Source organism: Streptomyces sp. NPDC045956, from assembly GCF_056430705.1.
On the sequence record NZ_JBWKKZ010000003.1, the window covers coordinates 210,279 to 225,039 of the forward strand.

Sequence of the window (14,761 nt, forward strand, 5' to 3'; positions counted from 1 at the left end):
CCGGGGGAGGAGCGCGGCCCGGGCCTCCGGTGCGGTGGGGATCGGGCCGGCGGTCAGGACGTCACCTCGGAGTGGCTCAGGACCAGCGTGTGTGCCCCCTCGAGTGTCCAGGTGCTGACCCTCTTTCCCGAAGGGCAGCAGTTGGCGTCCGACTGCCGGTACCAGAGTTCGGTCATGGTGGCCTTGCCCGGCGTCAGCTTCGTCGTGGACACCAGGGGCGGATGCTCGGCGGACGACTCCTGCTGGGTGGGAAGGGTGCCCAGCGCGTACAGCCGGCCGTCGCGCGCCGTCAGGACGATGCTCGCGAAGGCCAGCTGCCCGGCCGCGGTGCCTCCCCCGTTGTCACAGCCGACTGCGAGGGCGGCCTCGTCGCGGCCGTCCCCCGTGACGTCCCCGTACGTCGTGAGGTCGGGGAGCTGGGCCACGTGGACCCGGCCCCAGGTCTTCGAGTCGGCCTCGCCCTCGTTGTCGGTGAGGGTCACCGTCCCGGCGATCTGGCAGAAGTCGCCGGGCAGCACCGCGCGCGTCCAGTCGACGTCCCGCAGGTCGTCGGGGGCGGGCCCGAGCGCGGGGCCCGGGGCCTGGGGAGAGACGGTGGGCAGCGGAGCCGAGGCGCTGGGAGCGGCCGGCGCCGGGGTGACGCGGGGGCCCTGGTCGGGGGTCGAGCAGGCCGCCGCGACCGCTGCGGCAGCGACGGTCAGCAGAGCCTGTGACACACGTCTGTTCATGCACTCGTCTCCACGGTCGGCTTCGGTTCGACGCACGGCGGGCTGTACGTCCGGTCGGGCAGGTACTGGGCCCACTGCCCACGCGTGATGGGCTCCGACTGGGCACACAGCCGCTGCTGGATCGTCGAAGGCTCGGCCTCCCACAAGTGCGTGGCAACGCCGGTCGACACGGCGAGGGTGTGGCCGTCCTGACTGAACGCCATACCGTCCGTTCCCGCCCCCACGTCCAGTACCGCGGACTCTCGCAGGTTCCCGGGAGCGGACACGTCCCAGATGCGGACGGACCCGTCGGCTCCGCCGCTCGCGGCCGTCGCGCCCTGCGGATGGACGGCGAGATCCTCGACCGCCGTGCTGTGCCGGTTGCTGGAGCCCAGCCGTTCGGCCCGGTCACCGCGGACACGCCACGCCGTGACCGCGCCGTGGGAATCCCCGACGTACAGGGTTCCGTCGGATGCCGCCAGGGAGGTGGGGCGTGCGGCGCCCGTCCGGAGAGTGGCGGCCTTCCTGGGCTCGGACGGGGTGGAGACGTCCCAGACCTGCACGGCGTCCTGGGCCCTGGTGACGGCCGCGAGGCTCCTGCCGTCGTCGAGGAAGACCGCGGGGGACCGGGTCGCCGCCGGCAGCAGCGCCAGCCGTCGGGGCTCGTCCCCGGTGCTCCACAGGCCCAGCCGATCGTCCTCGTCGGCGGCCACGAGGTCCCCGTCGGGGCTGAACAGCACGATGTCCGCTCCTTGGGTCAAGGCGGTGGTCGTGAGTTCGCGAGGGGCCACGGGGTCTGAGGTGTCCCACATCCTCAGGGGTGTTCCGGTGGCGAGCGTCGTGCCGTCCGGACCGAAGGAGACCTGCTGTCCGCCCTGGTTGAAGGTGGTCAGCGTCGCCAAGCGGTACGGCTGGGCGGCACCGTCGACCCACCACAGCGTCGAGGGCGAGCCGAGGGCGAGTACGTGGCCGTCCTTGCCGAAGGGCTGTCCCGACATGTGGCCTTCCGGGAGAAACACCCGGGAGGACGAGCGTTCCGCCCCGGCCACTCGCCACAGCCGGACGGTGCCGTTGAGGTCGTCGGAGCCGTCGGCGGCGCGGGTCGCGCCGTCCGAGGCCGCGGACGCCAGTGTCCGGCCGTCCGGCGCGAAGGCCAGGCCCCGGACCGTTCCGGAGTGACCGGTGAGCCGTGCTCCCTGCGCGGGACGCAGCGGGTCGGTCATGTCCCACAACTGGATCGTGCCGTCCCCCGCTCCGGTCGCGAGCGACTTGCCGCTGGTACTGAAGGCGACGGAGTCGACGCCCAGGGTGGAGCGCGCACTGAGCAGCGCCGCCTGACGCGGCCTGGAGGGGTTGCTCACATCCCACAGACGTGCGGAGTCCTCCTCGCCGCCGGCGGCGAGGAACTGGCCGTCGGGGCTGAACGCGAGCGCGCGGGACGGGCTGGTCGTGGTGGACTCCACGGTGAGCCGGCCCTCGTCGGTGAGGCTCATGAGCCTCACCTTGCCCCCTTCGTACGATGCCGCGACGAGGGTCCCGTCGGGGCTGACGGCGATGGCCTCGGTGATCCCCGCCAGTGTCGTGCCCGGCAGCGAGTCCGTCACCTCCGCGTCCGGCTTCTCGAAGTCCACGATGTGGGGCACGGCGCCGTCGGTGATGACCGCCAGCCGCAGCGTCCGCCCGGCGAACGCCAGGCCTCCCACGCCACCGTCGTCCGGTCGTACCGCCGAGAGCAGCCGCGGCTCGCCGGGCCGGTTCACCGACCAGAGGCGTACGTGGCCGAAGGCGTCGCCCACGGCGAGCACACCGCAGTCCTCACCGAACGCCACGGCGGTGGCGGAGCCCTTCTCCGTCCCGACGAGACCCAGACGCCGGTTGCCGTCGGTGCTGTACAGCGTCACGCCGTTGTCCGCGGCGGAGGCGAGCAACCCGCCGAACGGGCAGTAGGCGACTCCGTGTGAGGAGCCGTCGGTGGGCAGCACGTCCGGGATGGCGGTGCTGGCGACGAGGGCCCCGTGCGCCTGGGCGGTCGGGGCCATCCGATAGGCCTGTACGAGCAACTGTCGGGCGAGGTCGGGCTGGGTGTCCTGGATCGAGGCGGCCTCCGCCACCAACTGTCGGGAGGTGGCGACGAGCTGGCGCTCGGCGGCCCGGTCGCTTTCCTCGTTCGCCCTCACCACGCCGACGACGGCGATGCCGAGGAGCACGGCCAGGACGACGCTGATGCCGGTCACGGTCTGTCTGAACCGCAGTTGACGCCGCAGATGGGCCCCGATCAGCTCGGTCTTCGATCTCGCCCGCACCGGGGCGACGAATTCCGCGACCGCCTGAACGAGTTCGGTGTGGCGCGGGGAGATCCGCTTGTGCTCGCGCAACCACCTCAGGTCGACCCAGCGGGGCTCCTGGGTGAAGGCTCCGGCCACCTCCTCCCGGGGCAGGCAGTCCGTCCTCTCCCAGTCGAAGTCACCCCGTTCGGCGTCCCAGGCGATGGTGCCGGCGGTCAGCGCGATCAGGATGCGGTCGCTGCTCCGGTGTTCGAGCCACCACCTGATCTCCTTACGAACCCACGGTGAACCGGCCGCCTTGGGGGACGCCATGACGATAAGCCAGGCGGACTCTCCCAGCGCCTTCTCGATGTCCGCCCACAGGTGGGGGCTCGCGGACAGGTTCGTCTTGTCCCGGAAGACGCGCAGGTCGCGGGAGCGGTAGAACGGACGGCCGAAGTGCTCGACGGCTGCCTGGAAGGCCGTGGCGGGCCCGTCGTCCAACTGGTGGCTGTACGAGATGAAGACGTCGTGCTGATGGACACGTTCGCCGACCTGCTCCATGCCGTTCCCCCTTGCGCGCGGCGTCCCCCGACGACCGCCCCTGCGCGTGCCAGGAGAGTAGCCCCTCCATCGCCCCTCATACAGTGATATGCCGCGAACTCCGCCCTCGTCCCACGGCGCACGCCGGGCTTCCGTGACCCCTGCCGCGTCGCCCCCGGCCTCGTCTACAGTTCGCCCAGGGCACGCACACGGACGGTGAGGTGGGGGGATGGCCGACGCAAGGGCGGCCAGGGTCACGGGGACGCTGGTCTTCCGGGCCCTGGTGTCGATGGTGATCGGCGCCGGACTGGGGCTCGGTGTCTACTCCGTCAGTCATGCCAACGGCACCTACCTCTTCGCCGTGACCGGAGGGCTGACCGGGGTCGTCGTGGCACTCGGACTCGACGCCTACCGGCGGGCGGGCCGGTTGACCGAGGTGCGGGTCACCGTGCCCCAGCTCAGCGAACTCACCTTCGTGGTCAACAACGACTCGCGGCAGGTCTCATGGCAGCTGTTCATCGAGTCGGTCACGCGGGTGTCGGTCCAGCCCCTGGACGACGACGAGGGCCTGCTGCGGGAGGCGCTGACGTCGCTGTACGGGCTGTTCGCCACGACCCGGGAGACCCTCAAGGCGGGTCGGCCGTCGGTCCACGCGAGCAACGGGCTGACCGTCGAGCACCTCGCCGTCACGTTCCTCAACAACGAACTGCGACCGTTCCTCACCAAGTGGCACCCACGCCTCCAGGCCTTCGAGCAGAGCCATCCCCAGCGTCCCGAGGAGGAGTGGCCGGGGGCGGCCGACTGCCGCGCGGATCTCCGCCGCGTGCAGGCCAACGTCCGTCAGTACGTCCTCGCCTTCGCCAAACTCGCCGGCGTGAGGGACGCGCAGGCAATGATCGAGGGGTCCCGGATCCACCCCTGACCCCCGCCCGTTCAGCGAGTCACCAGGCGAGGAACGCGGCCCAGGTCTCCGGGGTGACGGTGATGCGGGGGGCGGTGGGGGTGTCGGTCTTGGAGTCGCGGATGTGGATGGTGGCGGGTTCGTAGGCGACCTCCAGGCACTGGCCGCCCTCGCTGCCGCTGTAGCTCGACTTGAACCACTCAAGTGCGCTGCCGCTGCTCATGCTTCTCCCAGGAGACGGTCCAACAGGGCTCTTGTGTCCTCGGTATTCAGGGCCTGCGTTCGCAGCATCGCATATTTCTGGGTCAGGATGCCCACCCCGTCGGGGTCGGCGATCAGCTGGCTGCCGCGCTGGGTCTCCATATAGGCGAGTCGCTGGTAGTCGGGAGTCTCCAGGAGGACGAACGGGCCGTCGAGCCCCGCGTGCGAGGTGCGGCCGAGGGGCAGGACCTGGAGGGTGATGCCCGGTACATCCACGCATTCACGCAGCTTCCGTACCTGCTCCCTGTACACCGCCTCCCCGCCCAGGCGATCCCGCAGGGTGGCTTCCCAGATGACGAAGCTCGTGGTGGGCGGCACCTTGCGGTGCAGGATCTCCTGGCGCTCCATTCGCTTCGACACCAGGTGCTCGATCTCGTCCGCGTCGTAGACGGGCACGCGGCTGCGGAACACCGCCCGGGCGTACCCGTCGGTCTGCAACTGGCCGGGCACGGCCAGGCTGTCGTAGACCGAGATGGCGATCGCCTCCCGCTCCCGGTCCAGGAACTCCTCCGCCCACAGCGGGACGAGGTCCACCTCCGGCATCCTGCTCAGCGCGGTCGACAACGCCCCCTTGGTGTCGAGGAGTTCGTCGAGCTGCTCGGCGAGGTCCGGCTTCAGTGGGCGTCTGCCCTGCTCGATCGACGCGATCTGCTGCTCGCCGATGACGAACCGTTCGCCCAGCGACCTCTGGGTGTGGCCGGCGGCCTGGCGGTAGAGGGCGAGCAACGCGCCCACCATCTTCATCGCGGAGGCGTTCCTCCGTGTCGTCGTGCTCATGAGGTCGAACTCCCCACCCGGGCGCGTACGTTCACCGTCGCGCACTCGTACGGACCGGCTGTACGGCTGTGCGCACTGTCTCATGATGAGCACGGAGCGTGACCCTCGTCACGTGAACGACGAAACTCGATCCCCCTCCCCACGTCAGCGCTTCTTCACCCGGGAGCGTCGGTCCGTACCCGCCGCGCGGGCGTTCGCCCGCGAGGCGCTGGACGCATGGGGCGTGCGCGGGCGCACGGGCGACGTGGTGCTGTGCGTCAGCGAACTGGCGACCAACGCCCTGGTGCACGGTGTGCCGCCCGGCCGGGGTTTTCTGCTGCGGCTGCTGCTCCTCGGCGACGTGGTCCGCGTCGAGGTGCACGACAGTGGGGGCGGGGTGCCCGCGGTGCCGTCGGGGCCCGGCGGGGAGTCCCGGGAGGGTGGGCGCGGGCTGCTCCTCGTCTCGGAGCTGGCGGACAAGTGGGGCGTGGGGGAGCGGACCCCCGGCAAGATCGTGTGGTGCGAGCTGGGTGCCGCCCGGGGTGGGGGATGAGTGGCCCCACGGCCACGTCCTGTCGACGCCCGGGCCACCGGCAACCGGTCACACCGGCGCCAGCGCCGCCGCGACCGACCTGATGGTCCGCGGCCCCACCCGGCAGCAACCGCCGATCAGCCGGGCCCCGGCCGCCCGCCACCGGCGGACCTGCCCGGCGTCGAACGACGAAGGCCCCTGCCAGGACCGAGTCTCAGCGTTCCAGGCCTCGCCGCTGTTGGGGTAAACGACAACTGGCTTTCCGGTGACACGCCGAGCGGTCTCCACCGCGCCGGGAACGTCCTCGGGCGCGCAGCAGTTCACGCCCACCGCGACCACCTCCGCAGCGTCCGCGGCCAGGGCGAAGGCCTCCTCCAGCGGCTGACCGGCGCGGGTGCGGCCGCCCGCGACGGTGTACGACAGCCAGGCCGGCACGCCCAGTCCACGTACCGCCCGCAGCAGCGCCTCGGCCTCGGCGGTGTCGGGGACGGTCTCCAGGGCGAACACGTCCGGCCGGGCGGCGGCCAGCGCCTCCAGCCGGGGACGGTGGAAGCGTTCCAGCTCCGCGACGCCGATCCCGTACCGGCCCCGGTACTCGGAGCCGTCGGCGAGCATCGCCCCGTAGGGGCCGACGGAGGCCGCCACCCACAGCGGACGGTCCGCCCGTGCCCGGCGGGCGGCGGCCCGCACCGACTCAACGCTCAGCGCGAGCAGTCCGGCCGCCCGCTCCGGGCCGATCCCGCGCCGGGCGAAGCCCTCGAACGTGGCCTGGTAGCCGGCGGTGATGGCGACGTCCGCCCCCGCCTCGAAGTAGGCCAGGTGGGCGTCGACGATCGCGCCGGGGTCCTCCGCGAGCAGCCGCGCCGACCACAGGTCGTCCCTCAGGTCGTGGCCCGCCGCCTCCAGCTGGTTGGACATCCCGCCGTCGAGCACGAGGGGGCGGCCGGAGGCGAGGGTGCCGGTGAAATCGCTGGTCATGGAGACGAGGCTAGTCGGGCTGTCGCAGACCCGCTGAACGGTCCCGACCGGCGCACCCGCGCTCCGGAGGTCAGGCCCGCAGCCGGTGCCGCATCTGCGTCAGGCGCCGGTCGAAACGGACGTTGTACCAGGCCAGCCACCCCACGGTGACGACCGACAGGACGAGCATCCCGCTCCCGGCGGTGACCGACCCGGCGGCGAACCACAGGGCGGATGTGCCGAAGAAGATCAGGAACAGGAGCGGGAAGGCCCACCAGCGGTGGCGCCGCAGCCGTCGCTGACGGGAGTCGACCAGCGCCGCCATGGCCTGCCGGCTCCCCGAATCCTCGGGAGGCGGTCCGCCCTTGAGGATGCGCCGCTCCATGGCGGGTACGTCGTCGGGCTCGGCACCGGTGTCGCGCGCGTCGTTGCGGCGGCGGCGCCGGACCAGGAACACGACCCAGGCGCTCATCGCGGCGGCGCCGACGAGGGCCGACGGCCAGGCCCCGGCCCCGTTGAACAGCAGCCGGACCACGAGGCCCGCGGCCAGCGCCCCCAGACCGATCACCCACAGGCTGTCCCGCCGGAGCCGCCGCGGACGGCCGGCGTCCCGCTCAGGTCTCTCCATGCCCAACCCCCCATGTCCGAGCACCTCTTGGTGGCCTCACGTGCGGGTGCGGGTACCCGCACGGGGGGCGGGGACACTTCGGCCGGCACCGAAGCGACGGGCCCCTAGCGTCGGGGACATGAGCGACACGAACACCGCCCCTCGCACACCGGCCGCCCCCACGCCCGCCGACACCGTCACCGGAATGGTCGACCACGTCCTCGCGCTCGCCGCCACCTGGACCGCCTGGGACGGGCGCCCCGTACACGCCGGCGGCCGCGTGTACACTCCGCACAAGGCGATCCGGCGCGTCGCCGACCACATGGTCGACCACCTCGCCGAAATGGAGGCCCGGTCGGCCGGCGAGGAGACGCAGCCCGACCACTGGCACGCCTCCCTGGTCACCACGGAGGCGGACCGCGCCCCCTTCACGCGGGAGGACCTCGACGAGGCCCGCAGCCGCCTCACCCGGCTCGCCCGCATCTGGGCCAACCGCCTCGACGCGCTCACCGACGGGCAGCTCGACCACTCGCCCGGCGAAGGCTGGAGCTTCCGCGAACTCGCCGCGCACCTCGCGGAGTCCGTGTACTACGCCGACGCGGTCGGTGACCTCTCGTGAACGCCTTCGCCGCCCCGCACCGCGCCGGCCCACGACGAGCTACGGGCCCTCGTCAGGTGACGCCGGGTTCTTCGCGCGGCCAGTGGACCAGGGCCGTGTGCAGGGCGTCGACCACCTTGTCCCAGGAGGCCCGCACGTCGCGCGGGGCGCCGAAACCGCCGGCCGCCTCCAGGGCGCAGTACCCGTGGAAGGTGCTGCGCAGCAGGCGTACGGCGTCCGTGAGGTCGGGCTCGGTGAGGCCGTAGGCGCGGAGCATCCCGTAGGTGATCTCGGCGGTGCGGCGCAGGGCGGGGGAATCGGCGACGAGGTCCTGGTCGACGCGGATCTGGGTCGCGGCGTAGCGGCCGGGGTGGCCCAGGGCGTACGAGCGGTAGGCGCCCGCGAAGGCGGCGAGGGCCTCCCGGCCGGCCCGGCCGGCCACCGCCGCGGCGATCTCCTCGATCAGCTCGCCGCCGGCCAGCAGCGCCACCCGGACGCGCAGGTCCTGGAGGTTCCTGACGTGCGTGTACAGGCTGGCGTCCTTGACGCCGAAGTGCCGGGCGAGCGCGGAGACGGTGACGTTCTCGAACCCGGCCGTGTCGGCGAGGTCGGCGGCGGCCGCGACGACACGGTCGGTCGTCAGACCCGCTCGGGGCATGGGCCACCTTCCGGCTTCCTAGGGTTCCTAGGTTTCATGCTAGGGCAGGCAGGGCGGCAGGCGGGGCTCACCCGGGAGTCGTTCAACGTTCACCTTCTGCCTCGATCCTCCTCACAGCCGCGCACCGCGGCGGTATCCAGGAGGACGTCATGGGGCACGGACACGGACACGGCCATCACCACCACGGGCACGCGCACCCGCACGACCACGGCGACGGAGCCGCGCCGGTCCTGCCCGCGGCCTTCGACACCAGCGTCCCCGACGAGGCCCTGAGCCCCGCACAGCAGTCGCGCCGGGGCCTGCTGCGCCGCGCCGGCCTGCTCGGCGCCGGACTCGCCGCCGGTACCGTCCTGACCCAGACCGCGCACGCCGCCCCCGCGCGGGCCGCGGGCAACGGCCGCTCCAGGAAGGGCTTCCTCTGGCTCGCCGGAGACCACCACATCCACACGCAGTACAGCAGCGACGGCAAGTACCGCGTCGTCGACCAGGTCCGCCAGGGCGCCCGCAACGGCATGGACTGGCTGGTCATCACCGACCACGGCAGCACCACGCACGCCAGGATCGGCGTCGAGAAGGTCAACCCGGACATCCGCGCGGCCCGGGCCGCCCACGAGGACACCCTCGTCTTCCAGGGCCTGGAGTGGAACATCCCGGCCGCCGAGCACGGCACGGTCTTCGTCCACCCCGGCCGCAACGAGGTCTCCGTCCTCAAGCAGTTCGAGACCGACTACGACGGCAGCGTCAAGGGCGCCGGCGACTCCACGCCCGCCAACGAGGCCCTCGCCGTCGCCGGCCTCTCCTTCCTCGCCGACCAGGTGAAGCGGCGCAAGGTCAAGGACGCCCTGATGCTCGCCAACCACCCGGCGCGCAAGGGCATCGACTCCCCGCACGAGATCCGCGCCTGGCGCGACGCCACCTCCGCGCACCACCAGATCGCCGTCGGCTTCGAGGGCGCCCCCGGCCACCAGGCCGCCGGCCTGCCGAAGCCGCTCGGCGCCGGCGGGGCCCGCGGCATCTACGACGGCAGCCCCGGCGTCAACTCCTTCCCCGGCTACCCGCTGGAGAGCTACCGCACCTGGGGCGGCTTCGACTGGATGACCGCCACCGTCGGCGGCCTGTGGGACAGCCTCCTCGCCGAGGGCCGCCCCTGGTGGATCACCGCCAACTCCGACTCCCACCAGGTGTACGCCGACACCGCCGCCCGCGGCGGCGGCGACTTCAACGCCAACGGCCGCTACGACGACCCCGTCTACGCCGGGAAGATCGACATCGGCCAGGGCGACTTCTGGCCCGGCCAGTACAGCCGCACCCACGTCGGCTCCGACGGCTTCTCCTACGCCGCCGTCATGGACGGCATCCGCGCCGGCCGCGTCTGGGTCGACCACGGTCAGCTCGTCAGCGGCCTCGACGTCCGGGTCTCCGGCGGCGGCCGGTGGGCCACCCTCGGCGGCGCCCTGCACGTCCGCAAGGGCACCCGGGTCACCCTGTCGATCGACGTGGCCCTGGCAGGCGGCCCCAACTGGGCCGGATTCACACCGAAGCTGGCCCGCGTGGACGTCATCCAGGGCGACGTCACCGGCCCGGTCGCCGACCAGGACACCTTCACCGCGCCGACCGCCCGGGTCGTCAGGTCGTACGAGGTGAACAAGGACTCCGGGACCGTCCGCCTCACCTACGACCTCGGCCGCGTCGACCGCCCCGTCTACCTGCGCACCCGCGGTACCGACGGCAACCGGTCCGCCGTCGGCGCGCTGGGCGCGAAGGTCGACCCGGCGGGCCCCGCCATCGACGTCGTCGGCGACGCCGACCCGTGGCGCGACCTGTGGTTCTACTCCAACCCGGTGTGGGTCCTGCCCTCGTGACACCGCCCCGGCCGCCGTACGCCATCGGCATCGACACCCGCGCGACGACGCTCCGCGAGGCCGACCGCCTCCTCCAGGCGCTCGCGTCGGAACTCGCCCTCCCCGAGGACGTCTTCGGCTGCACGCACCTCGTCCGGGACGGCCGCCCGCGGGTCGTCCTGTCCCTGGCCGCCGATACGGAGCCGGTCCTGCGCGCCGCCCAGGACCGGCTCACCCTCCAGGGGTACGACGTATCGGACGGCGCCCCGGACGCGGTCGGCCGCGCCGTCCTCTTCCCGGGGGCGGCCGGCCTCACCGGCACGCTGACGCTCGCCGAGCTGCTCGCGCGCACCGCGATCGACGAGGTGACCGTGCTGGGTACGCCGGACGCGCCGTCCCCGGACACCCGGCTGGTCACCCGGGAGCACGTCCGCCCGCAGTGGCGGGACGGACGCCTCGTCCTGACCGCCATGCCCGCCGCGGGCGGCACCCTGGTGCCCTTCGAGGACCCGGACCCGACGCCGTGCTGCGCGGACCACTGAGGTCCGGCGGCTACCGGGAACGGGTCCCGGTGCGCAGTTCGGCGAAGAGCCCCCGCGCCCGGGTCCCGTCCGGCAGGGCCCAGGAACCGGCGACGTGGCCCGCCGTCCCCGGCACCGGGTCGGACGCGCCGTCCGCGGTGGCGCGCAGCACCCGGTGCAGGCGCAGGACCGAGCCGTCCGACGCGTGCAGCTCGGTGCCCGACGCGTCGTCGGTGGGAGGAGTGCCGAAGTCCGCGGGGACGGGACCGGCGCCGGTCCAGGAGCGGGTGACCTCCCGGTCGGGGACGTCGCTGGTGTCCTGGTCCTGAGCCGACACCCGGCCCTCGATCAGCGCCGGCAACTGCGCGGCCAGCACCGGGTCGTGGCAGCCGTCGTATGCCCAGCGCCGCCCCAGCACCCCGTGCTCCATGGTGCCGACGAGGGCGTCCCCGGCCCCGTCCAGAGGGGCGCCGCGATAGGTGAGCGGCACCAGGTAGGTGGACGGGCGGGGGCCGGAGGTGTCGGTGACCACGAGGAACTCGATCCCGACCGCGCCCTGCGGGTCGTCCAGCCGGAAGCCGCCGGCCCTGGTCAGTTCCGGTTCACCCGCGCCGGAGTACCACGGCCGGGACGGCAGCCAGGCGGCGAGCAGTTCCAGCTTGGTCGGACTGAGCGAGGTGCGGTGGATGACGGCCATGCCGGCAGTCCCCTTTCGTCTTTCGTCGACCGGAGGTGGTGATCACACCCTGCCATCCGGCAGGGCGGCGCGGACGGGAGCCGCTCAGCCGCCCAGCACCCCGCGCACGAACGCGTTGGTGAACTTGCCCGCCGGGTCCAGGGACGCGGCCAGCGCCCGGAAGTCGTCCAGCCGCGGATAGAGGGCGCGCAGCTCGTCCGCCGGCGTGGTGAACACCTTCCCCCAGTGCGGCCGGGCCGCGAACGGGGCCAGCGCCTCCTCCAGCCGCCGCACCACCGGCAGCACCGCCGCCGTGTCGTCCACCCAGGTGAAGTGCACCGCCACCGTGTCCCGCCCGTGGGCCGGGCTCAGCCACTGCCCGTCGGCGGCGACCGTGCGCACCTCGCAGGTCTGGAGCACCGGCGCGACCGTCGCCCGTATCGCGTCGATCGCCCGCAGGGCCGCCACGGCGTGCTCGCGGGGCATCAGGTACTCGGACTGAAGCTCGGCGCCGCTGCTGGGCGTGAACGCGGCACGGAAGTGCGGCAGCCGCTCGTGCCAGGGCCCCGGCACACCGAACTGCTCCGTGCAGTTGACCGCCGGCATGCCCGGCACCGGATGCATCTTCTCGGCCGCCGGAGCGGCGTACGGGAACGCCGGCAGCGGCTGGTCCGTGCGCCGCTTCAGCCACACCTGCCGGAAGCCCGGCGCCCGCCAGTCGGTGAACAGGCTCACGCTGTACGCCGCCGACATCACCGCGTCGAAGGCCGCCGCGTCCAGCCCGTCCAGCGGCAGCTCGGTGAAGACGTACTGCTCGACCTCGTAGGCCGCCTCCAGATCCAGGGTGAGCGAGGTCACCACGCCGAGCGCGCCGAGCGAGGTCACCGCGCCGCCGAACCGCTCGTCGCCGCGCGCGACGGTCACCGTCGACCCGTCCGCCGTGACCAGCTCCACCTCACGCACCGCCGACGCCAGCGAGCCGTTGCCCACCCCGGAGCCGTGGGTGCCGGTCGCCACCGACCCGGCGACCGAGATGTGCGGCAGAGAGGCCATGTTCGGCAGCGCCAGCCCGTGCCCGTGCACCCGCCGCGCCAGCTCCGCGTAGCGCACGCCGCCGCCCACCCGGACCGTACGGGCCGCCGTGTCGACGTCCACCTCGGCCGGCATGTCGGCCAGTGACAGCAGGACGCCCCCGGCGCCCGGCTCGGCGATCTCGTTGAAGGAGTGCCCGCTGCCTAGCACCCGGACCCGTGCGCCGTCCGCGACCAGGGCCCGCAGCGCGGCCGCCGAACGCGGCCGCGACAGTTCCCCGGCGGTGAAGGTGATGTTGCCGGCCCAGTTGGTCACGGTGATGTCGCTCATACCGCGGAAACCTACCCGGCGCGCCTGAGGGGGCCCCGGGCGGGAAGCCGCACCGGCGGGGGCATACCGTGAGAAGTCGAACGCCTGAGCCGGGAGGAGACACGGATGGGCAGCGGCAACCGCACCGCGCTGGTCGAGGATCTTATGGAGCGCTTTCCGCACGTACCGCGGGAAGCCGTCTTCAAGGAGGACCTGCTCCGCGGCGGGGTGGCCTTCGATCCCTCCGCGCTGAGTGACAACGAGGACGGCGAGGTCAAGCCGAAGTCGTACTTCATCTTCTCCTTCGACCACGGCACCCTGCCCGAGCTGGGCGAGGCCGCGCTGCGCCGCCCGCCCGAGGAGATCATCCTCACCGGCGGCCCCTACGACCTGCGCCGCACCGTCGTCTCGGTCCGCGTGAACCCGTCCTCCCCGTACCGCGTCGCGGCCGACGAGCACAACCAGCTCGGCCTGTACCTCGACGGCAAGCGGATCTCCGACGTCGGCGTGCCGCCCATGCCGGAGTACTACCGGCACAAGCTCGCCAACGGGAAGTCGGTGATGGAGGTGGCCCCCACCATCCAGTGGGGCTACCTGATCTACCTGACCGCCTTCCGGGTCTGCCAGTACTTCGGCGCCAAGGAGGAGTGCCAGTACTGCGACATCAACCACAACTGGCGCCAGCACAAGGCGGCGGGCCGCCCGTACACCGGTGTGAAGGACGTCGACGAGGTCCTCGAGGCGCTGGACATCATCAACAGGTACGACACGGCGAAGACGTCCACCGCCTACACCCTCACCGGCGGCGCGATCACGTCGAAGGTCCAGGGCCTGGACGAGGCGGACTTCTACGGGCGCTACGCCAAGGCCATCGAGGAGCACTTCCCCGGCCGCTGGATCGGCAAGGTCGTCGCGCAGGCCCTGCCCAAGGACGACGTGCAGCGCTTCAAGGACTACGGTGTCCAGATCTACCACCCCAACTACGAGGTGTGGGACGAGTACCTGTTCAAGATGTACTGCCCCGGCAAGGAGCGCTACGTCGGCCGCGACGAGTGGCACAAGCGCATCCTCGACTCCACCGAGGTCTTCGGCGCGCGCAACGTGATCCCGAACTTCGTGGCGGGCGTGGAGATGGCCGAGCCCTTCGGCTTCAAGACCGTCGACGAGGCCATCGCCTCCACCACCGAGGGCCTGCGCTTCTTCATGTCGAAGGGCATCACGCCCCGCTTCACCACCTGGTGCCCCGAGCCCACCACCCCGCTGGGCAAGACCAACCCCGACGGTGCCCCGCTGGAGTACCACATCCGGCTGCTCCAGGCCTACCGGCAGACGATGGAGGAGTTCGGCCTCTCCTCGCCCCCCGGCTACGGCCCGCCCGGCGCCGGCAACGCGGTCTTCTCCGTCAGCTCGTTCATGGACAGCCTGCCCGAGGACGCGCCCGTCGAGGTGTGAGCCGGCGTGGGGGGGGGGGGGGGGGGGGGGGGGGGGAGAGGGGGTGGGGGAGGGGGGGGGGGGGGAGGGGGTGTCACAAGCAGGCCGCCCGCTGTCCGCAGGTGGAGGTGGCTTGTCCGCGTTCCGCCACAGCTGGTGACCGCCGC

15 protein-coding genes are annotated in these 14,761 nt (G+C 72.7%); 6 read left to right on the top strand and 9 right to left on the bottom strand.

Annotation, left to right across the window (positions count from 1 at the left end; translation table 11 throughout):
- Positions 1–53: 53 nt before the first annotated feature.
- Positions 54–728: a hypothetical protein gene (locus tag AC07FV_RS09945; protein WP_479086016.1), complete on the bottom strand. Its 675-nt coding sequence runs from the start codon at positions 726–728 to the stop codon at positions 54–56.
- Positions 725–3,535, bottom strand: coding sequence for a toll/interleukin-1 receptor domain-containing protein (locus AC07FV_RS09950; RefSeq protein ID WP_479086018.1), 2,811 nt, complete (start codon positions 3,533–3,535; stop codon positions 725–727). The genes AC07FV_RS09945 and AC07FV_RS09950 overlap by 4 nt, the downstream gene beginning before the upstream one ends.
- Positions 3,536–3,743: 208 nt before the next feature.
- Between AC07FV_RS09950 and AC07FV_RS09955 the strand changes: the two genes are divergently transcribed.
- Entirely contained in the window at positions 3,744–4,436 is a 693-nt protein-coding gene (locus AC07FV_RS09955) for a hypothetical protein (protein ID WP_479086019.1), read from the top strand.
- Positions 4,437–4,455: 19 nt separating this feature from the next.
- On the opposite strand, the gene AC07FV_RS09960 is transcribed toward AC07FV_RS09955, so the two are convergent.
- Together AC07FV_RS09960 and AC07FV_RS09965 are read right to left on the bottom strand one after the other, a co-directional pair.
- The gene (locus tag AC07FV_RS09960) at positions 4,456–4,638 is read right to left on the bottom strand and encodes a DUF397 domain-containing protein (RefSeq protein WP_479086020.1); all 183 of its coding nucleotides are present in this window, start codon (positions 4,636–4,638) and stop codon (positions 4,456–4,458) included.
- Positions 4,635–5,453: a helix-turn-helix domain-containing protein gene (locus tag AC07FV_RS09965; RefSeq protein WP_479086022.1), complete on the bottom strand. Its 819-nt coding sequence runs from the start codon at positions 5,451–5,453 to the stop codon at positions 4,635–4,637. Before AC07FV_RS09965 ends, AC07FV_RS09960 begins: the two co-directional genes overlap by 4 nt.
- Before the next feature lie 112 nt (positions 5,454–5,565).
- On the opposite strand from AC07FV_RS09965, the gene AC07FV_RS09970 reads away from it, so the two are divergent.
- Positions 5,566–5,985 carry an ATP-binding protein gene (locus tag AC07FV_RS09970; RefSeq protein ID WP_479086024.1) on the top strand — a complete coding sequence of 140 codons (420 nt, stop codon included), beginning with the start codon at positions 5,566–5,568 and terminating at the stop codon, positions 5,983–5,985.
- Between the two features lie 48 nt (positions 5,986–6,033).
- On the opposite strand, the gene mmuM is transcribed toward AC07FV_RS09970, so the two are convergent.
- Together mmuM and AC07FV_RS09980 are read right to left on the bottom strand one after the other, a co-directional pair.
- Complete coding sequence (gene mmuM / locus AC07FV_RS09975; protein WP_479086026.1) at positions 6,034–6,942, bottom strand: homocysteine S-methyltransferase; 909 nt, start codon at positions 6,940–6,942, stop codon at positions 6,034–6,036.
- A 70-nt stretch (positions 6,943–7,012) separates the two neighbouring features.
- Entirely contained in the window at positions 7,013–7,549 is a 537-nt protein-coding gene (locus AC07FV_RS09980) for a hypothetical protein (protein WP_479086028.1), read from the bottom strand.
- Between the two features lie 118 nt (positions 7,550–7,667).
- Here AC07FV_RS09980 and AC07FV_RS09985 point away from each other — a divergent pair, with 118 nt between their 5' ends.
- Complete coding sequence (locus AC07FV_RS09985; protein WP_479086029.1) at positions 7,668–8,147, top strand: hypothetical protein; 480 nt, start codon at positions 7,668–7,670, stop codon at positions 8,145–8,147.
- Positions 8,148–8,199: 52 nt separating this feature from the next.
- Here AC07FV_RS09985 and AC07FV_RS09990 read toward each other — a convergent pair whose 3' ends face one another.
- Complete coding sequence (locus AC07FV_RS09990; RefSeq protein ID WP_479086031.1) at positions 8,200–8,784, bottom strand: TetR/AcrR family transcriptional regulator; 585 nt, start codon at positions 8,782–8,784, stop codon at positions 8,200–8,202.
- 149 nt (positions 8,785–8,933) lie between these two features.
- Between AC07FV_RS09990 and AC07FV_RS09995 the strand changes: the two genes are divergently transcribed.
- Positions 8,934–10,646: a PHP domain-containing protein gene (locus AC07FV_RS09995; RefSeq protein ID WP_479086032.1), complete on the top strand. Its 1,713-nt coding sequence runs from the start codon at positions 8,934–8,936 to the stop codon at positions 10,644–10,646.
- Positions 10,643–11,167 (top strand): hypothetical protein, encoded by a 525-nt coding sequence (locus AC07FV_RS10000; RefSeq protein ID WP_479086033.1) that lies wholly within the window; start codon positions 10,643–10,645, stop codon positions 11,165–11,167. Before AC07FV_RS09995 ends, AC07FV_RS10000 begins: the two co-directional genes overlap by 4 nt.
- A 10-nt stretch (positions 11,168–11,177) precedes the next feature.
- Here AC07FV_RS10000 and AC07FV_RS10005 read toward each other — a convergent pair whose 3' ends face one another.
- A complete protein-coding gene (locus AC07FV_RS10005) occupies positions 11,178–11,843 on the bottom strand; it encodes a maltokinase N-terminal cap-like domain-containing protein (RefSeq protein ID WP_479086034.1) in 666 nt (221 codons plus the stop codon).
- An 84-nt stretch (positions 11,844–11,927) separates the two neighbouring features.
- On the bottom strand, positions 11,928–13,184 hold the full coding sequence (locus tag AC07FV_RS10010) for an FAD-binding protein (RefSeq protein WP_479086036.1): 1,257 nt from the start codon (positions 13,182–13,184) through the stop codon (positions 11,928–11,930).
- Positions 13,185–13,289: 105 nt separating this feature from the next.
- On the opposite strand from AC07FV_RS10010, the gene AC07FV_RS10015 reads away from it, so the two are divergent.
- Positions 13,290–14,615 (top strand): radical SAM protein, encoded by a 1,326-nt coding sequence (locus AC07FV_RS10015; RefSeq protein WP_479086038.1) that lies wholly within the window; start codon positions 13,290–13,292, stop codon positions 14,613–14,615.
- The last annotated feature ends 146 nt before the right edge of the window (positions 14,616–14,761 follow it).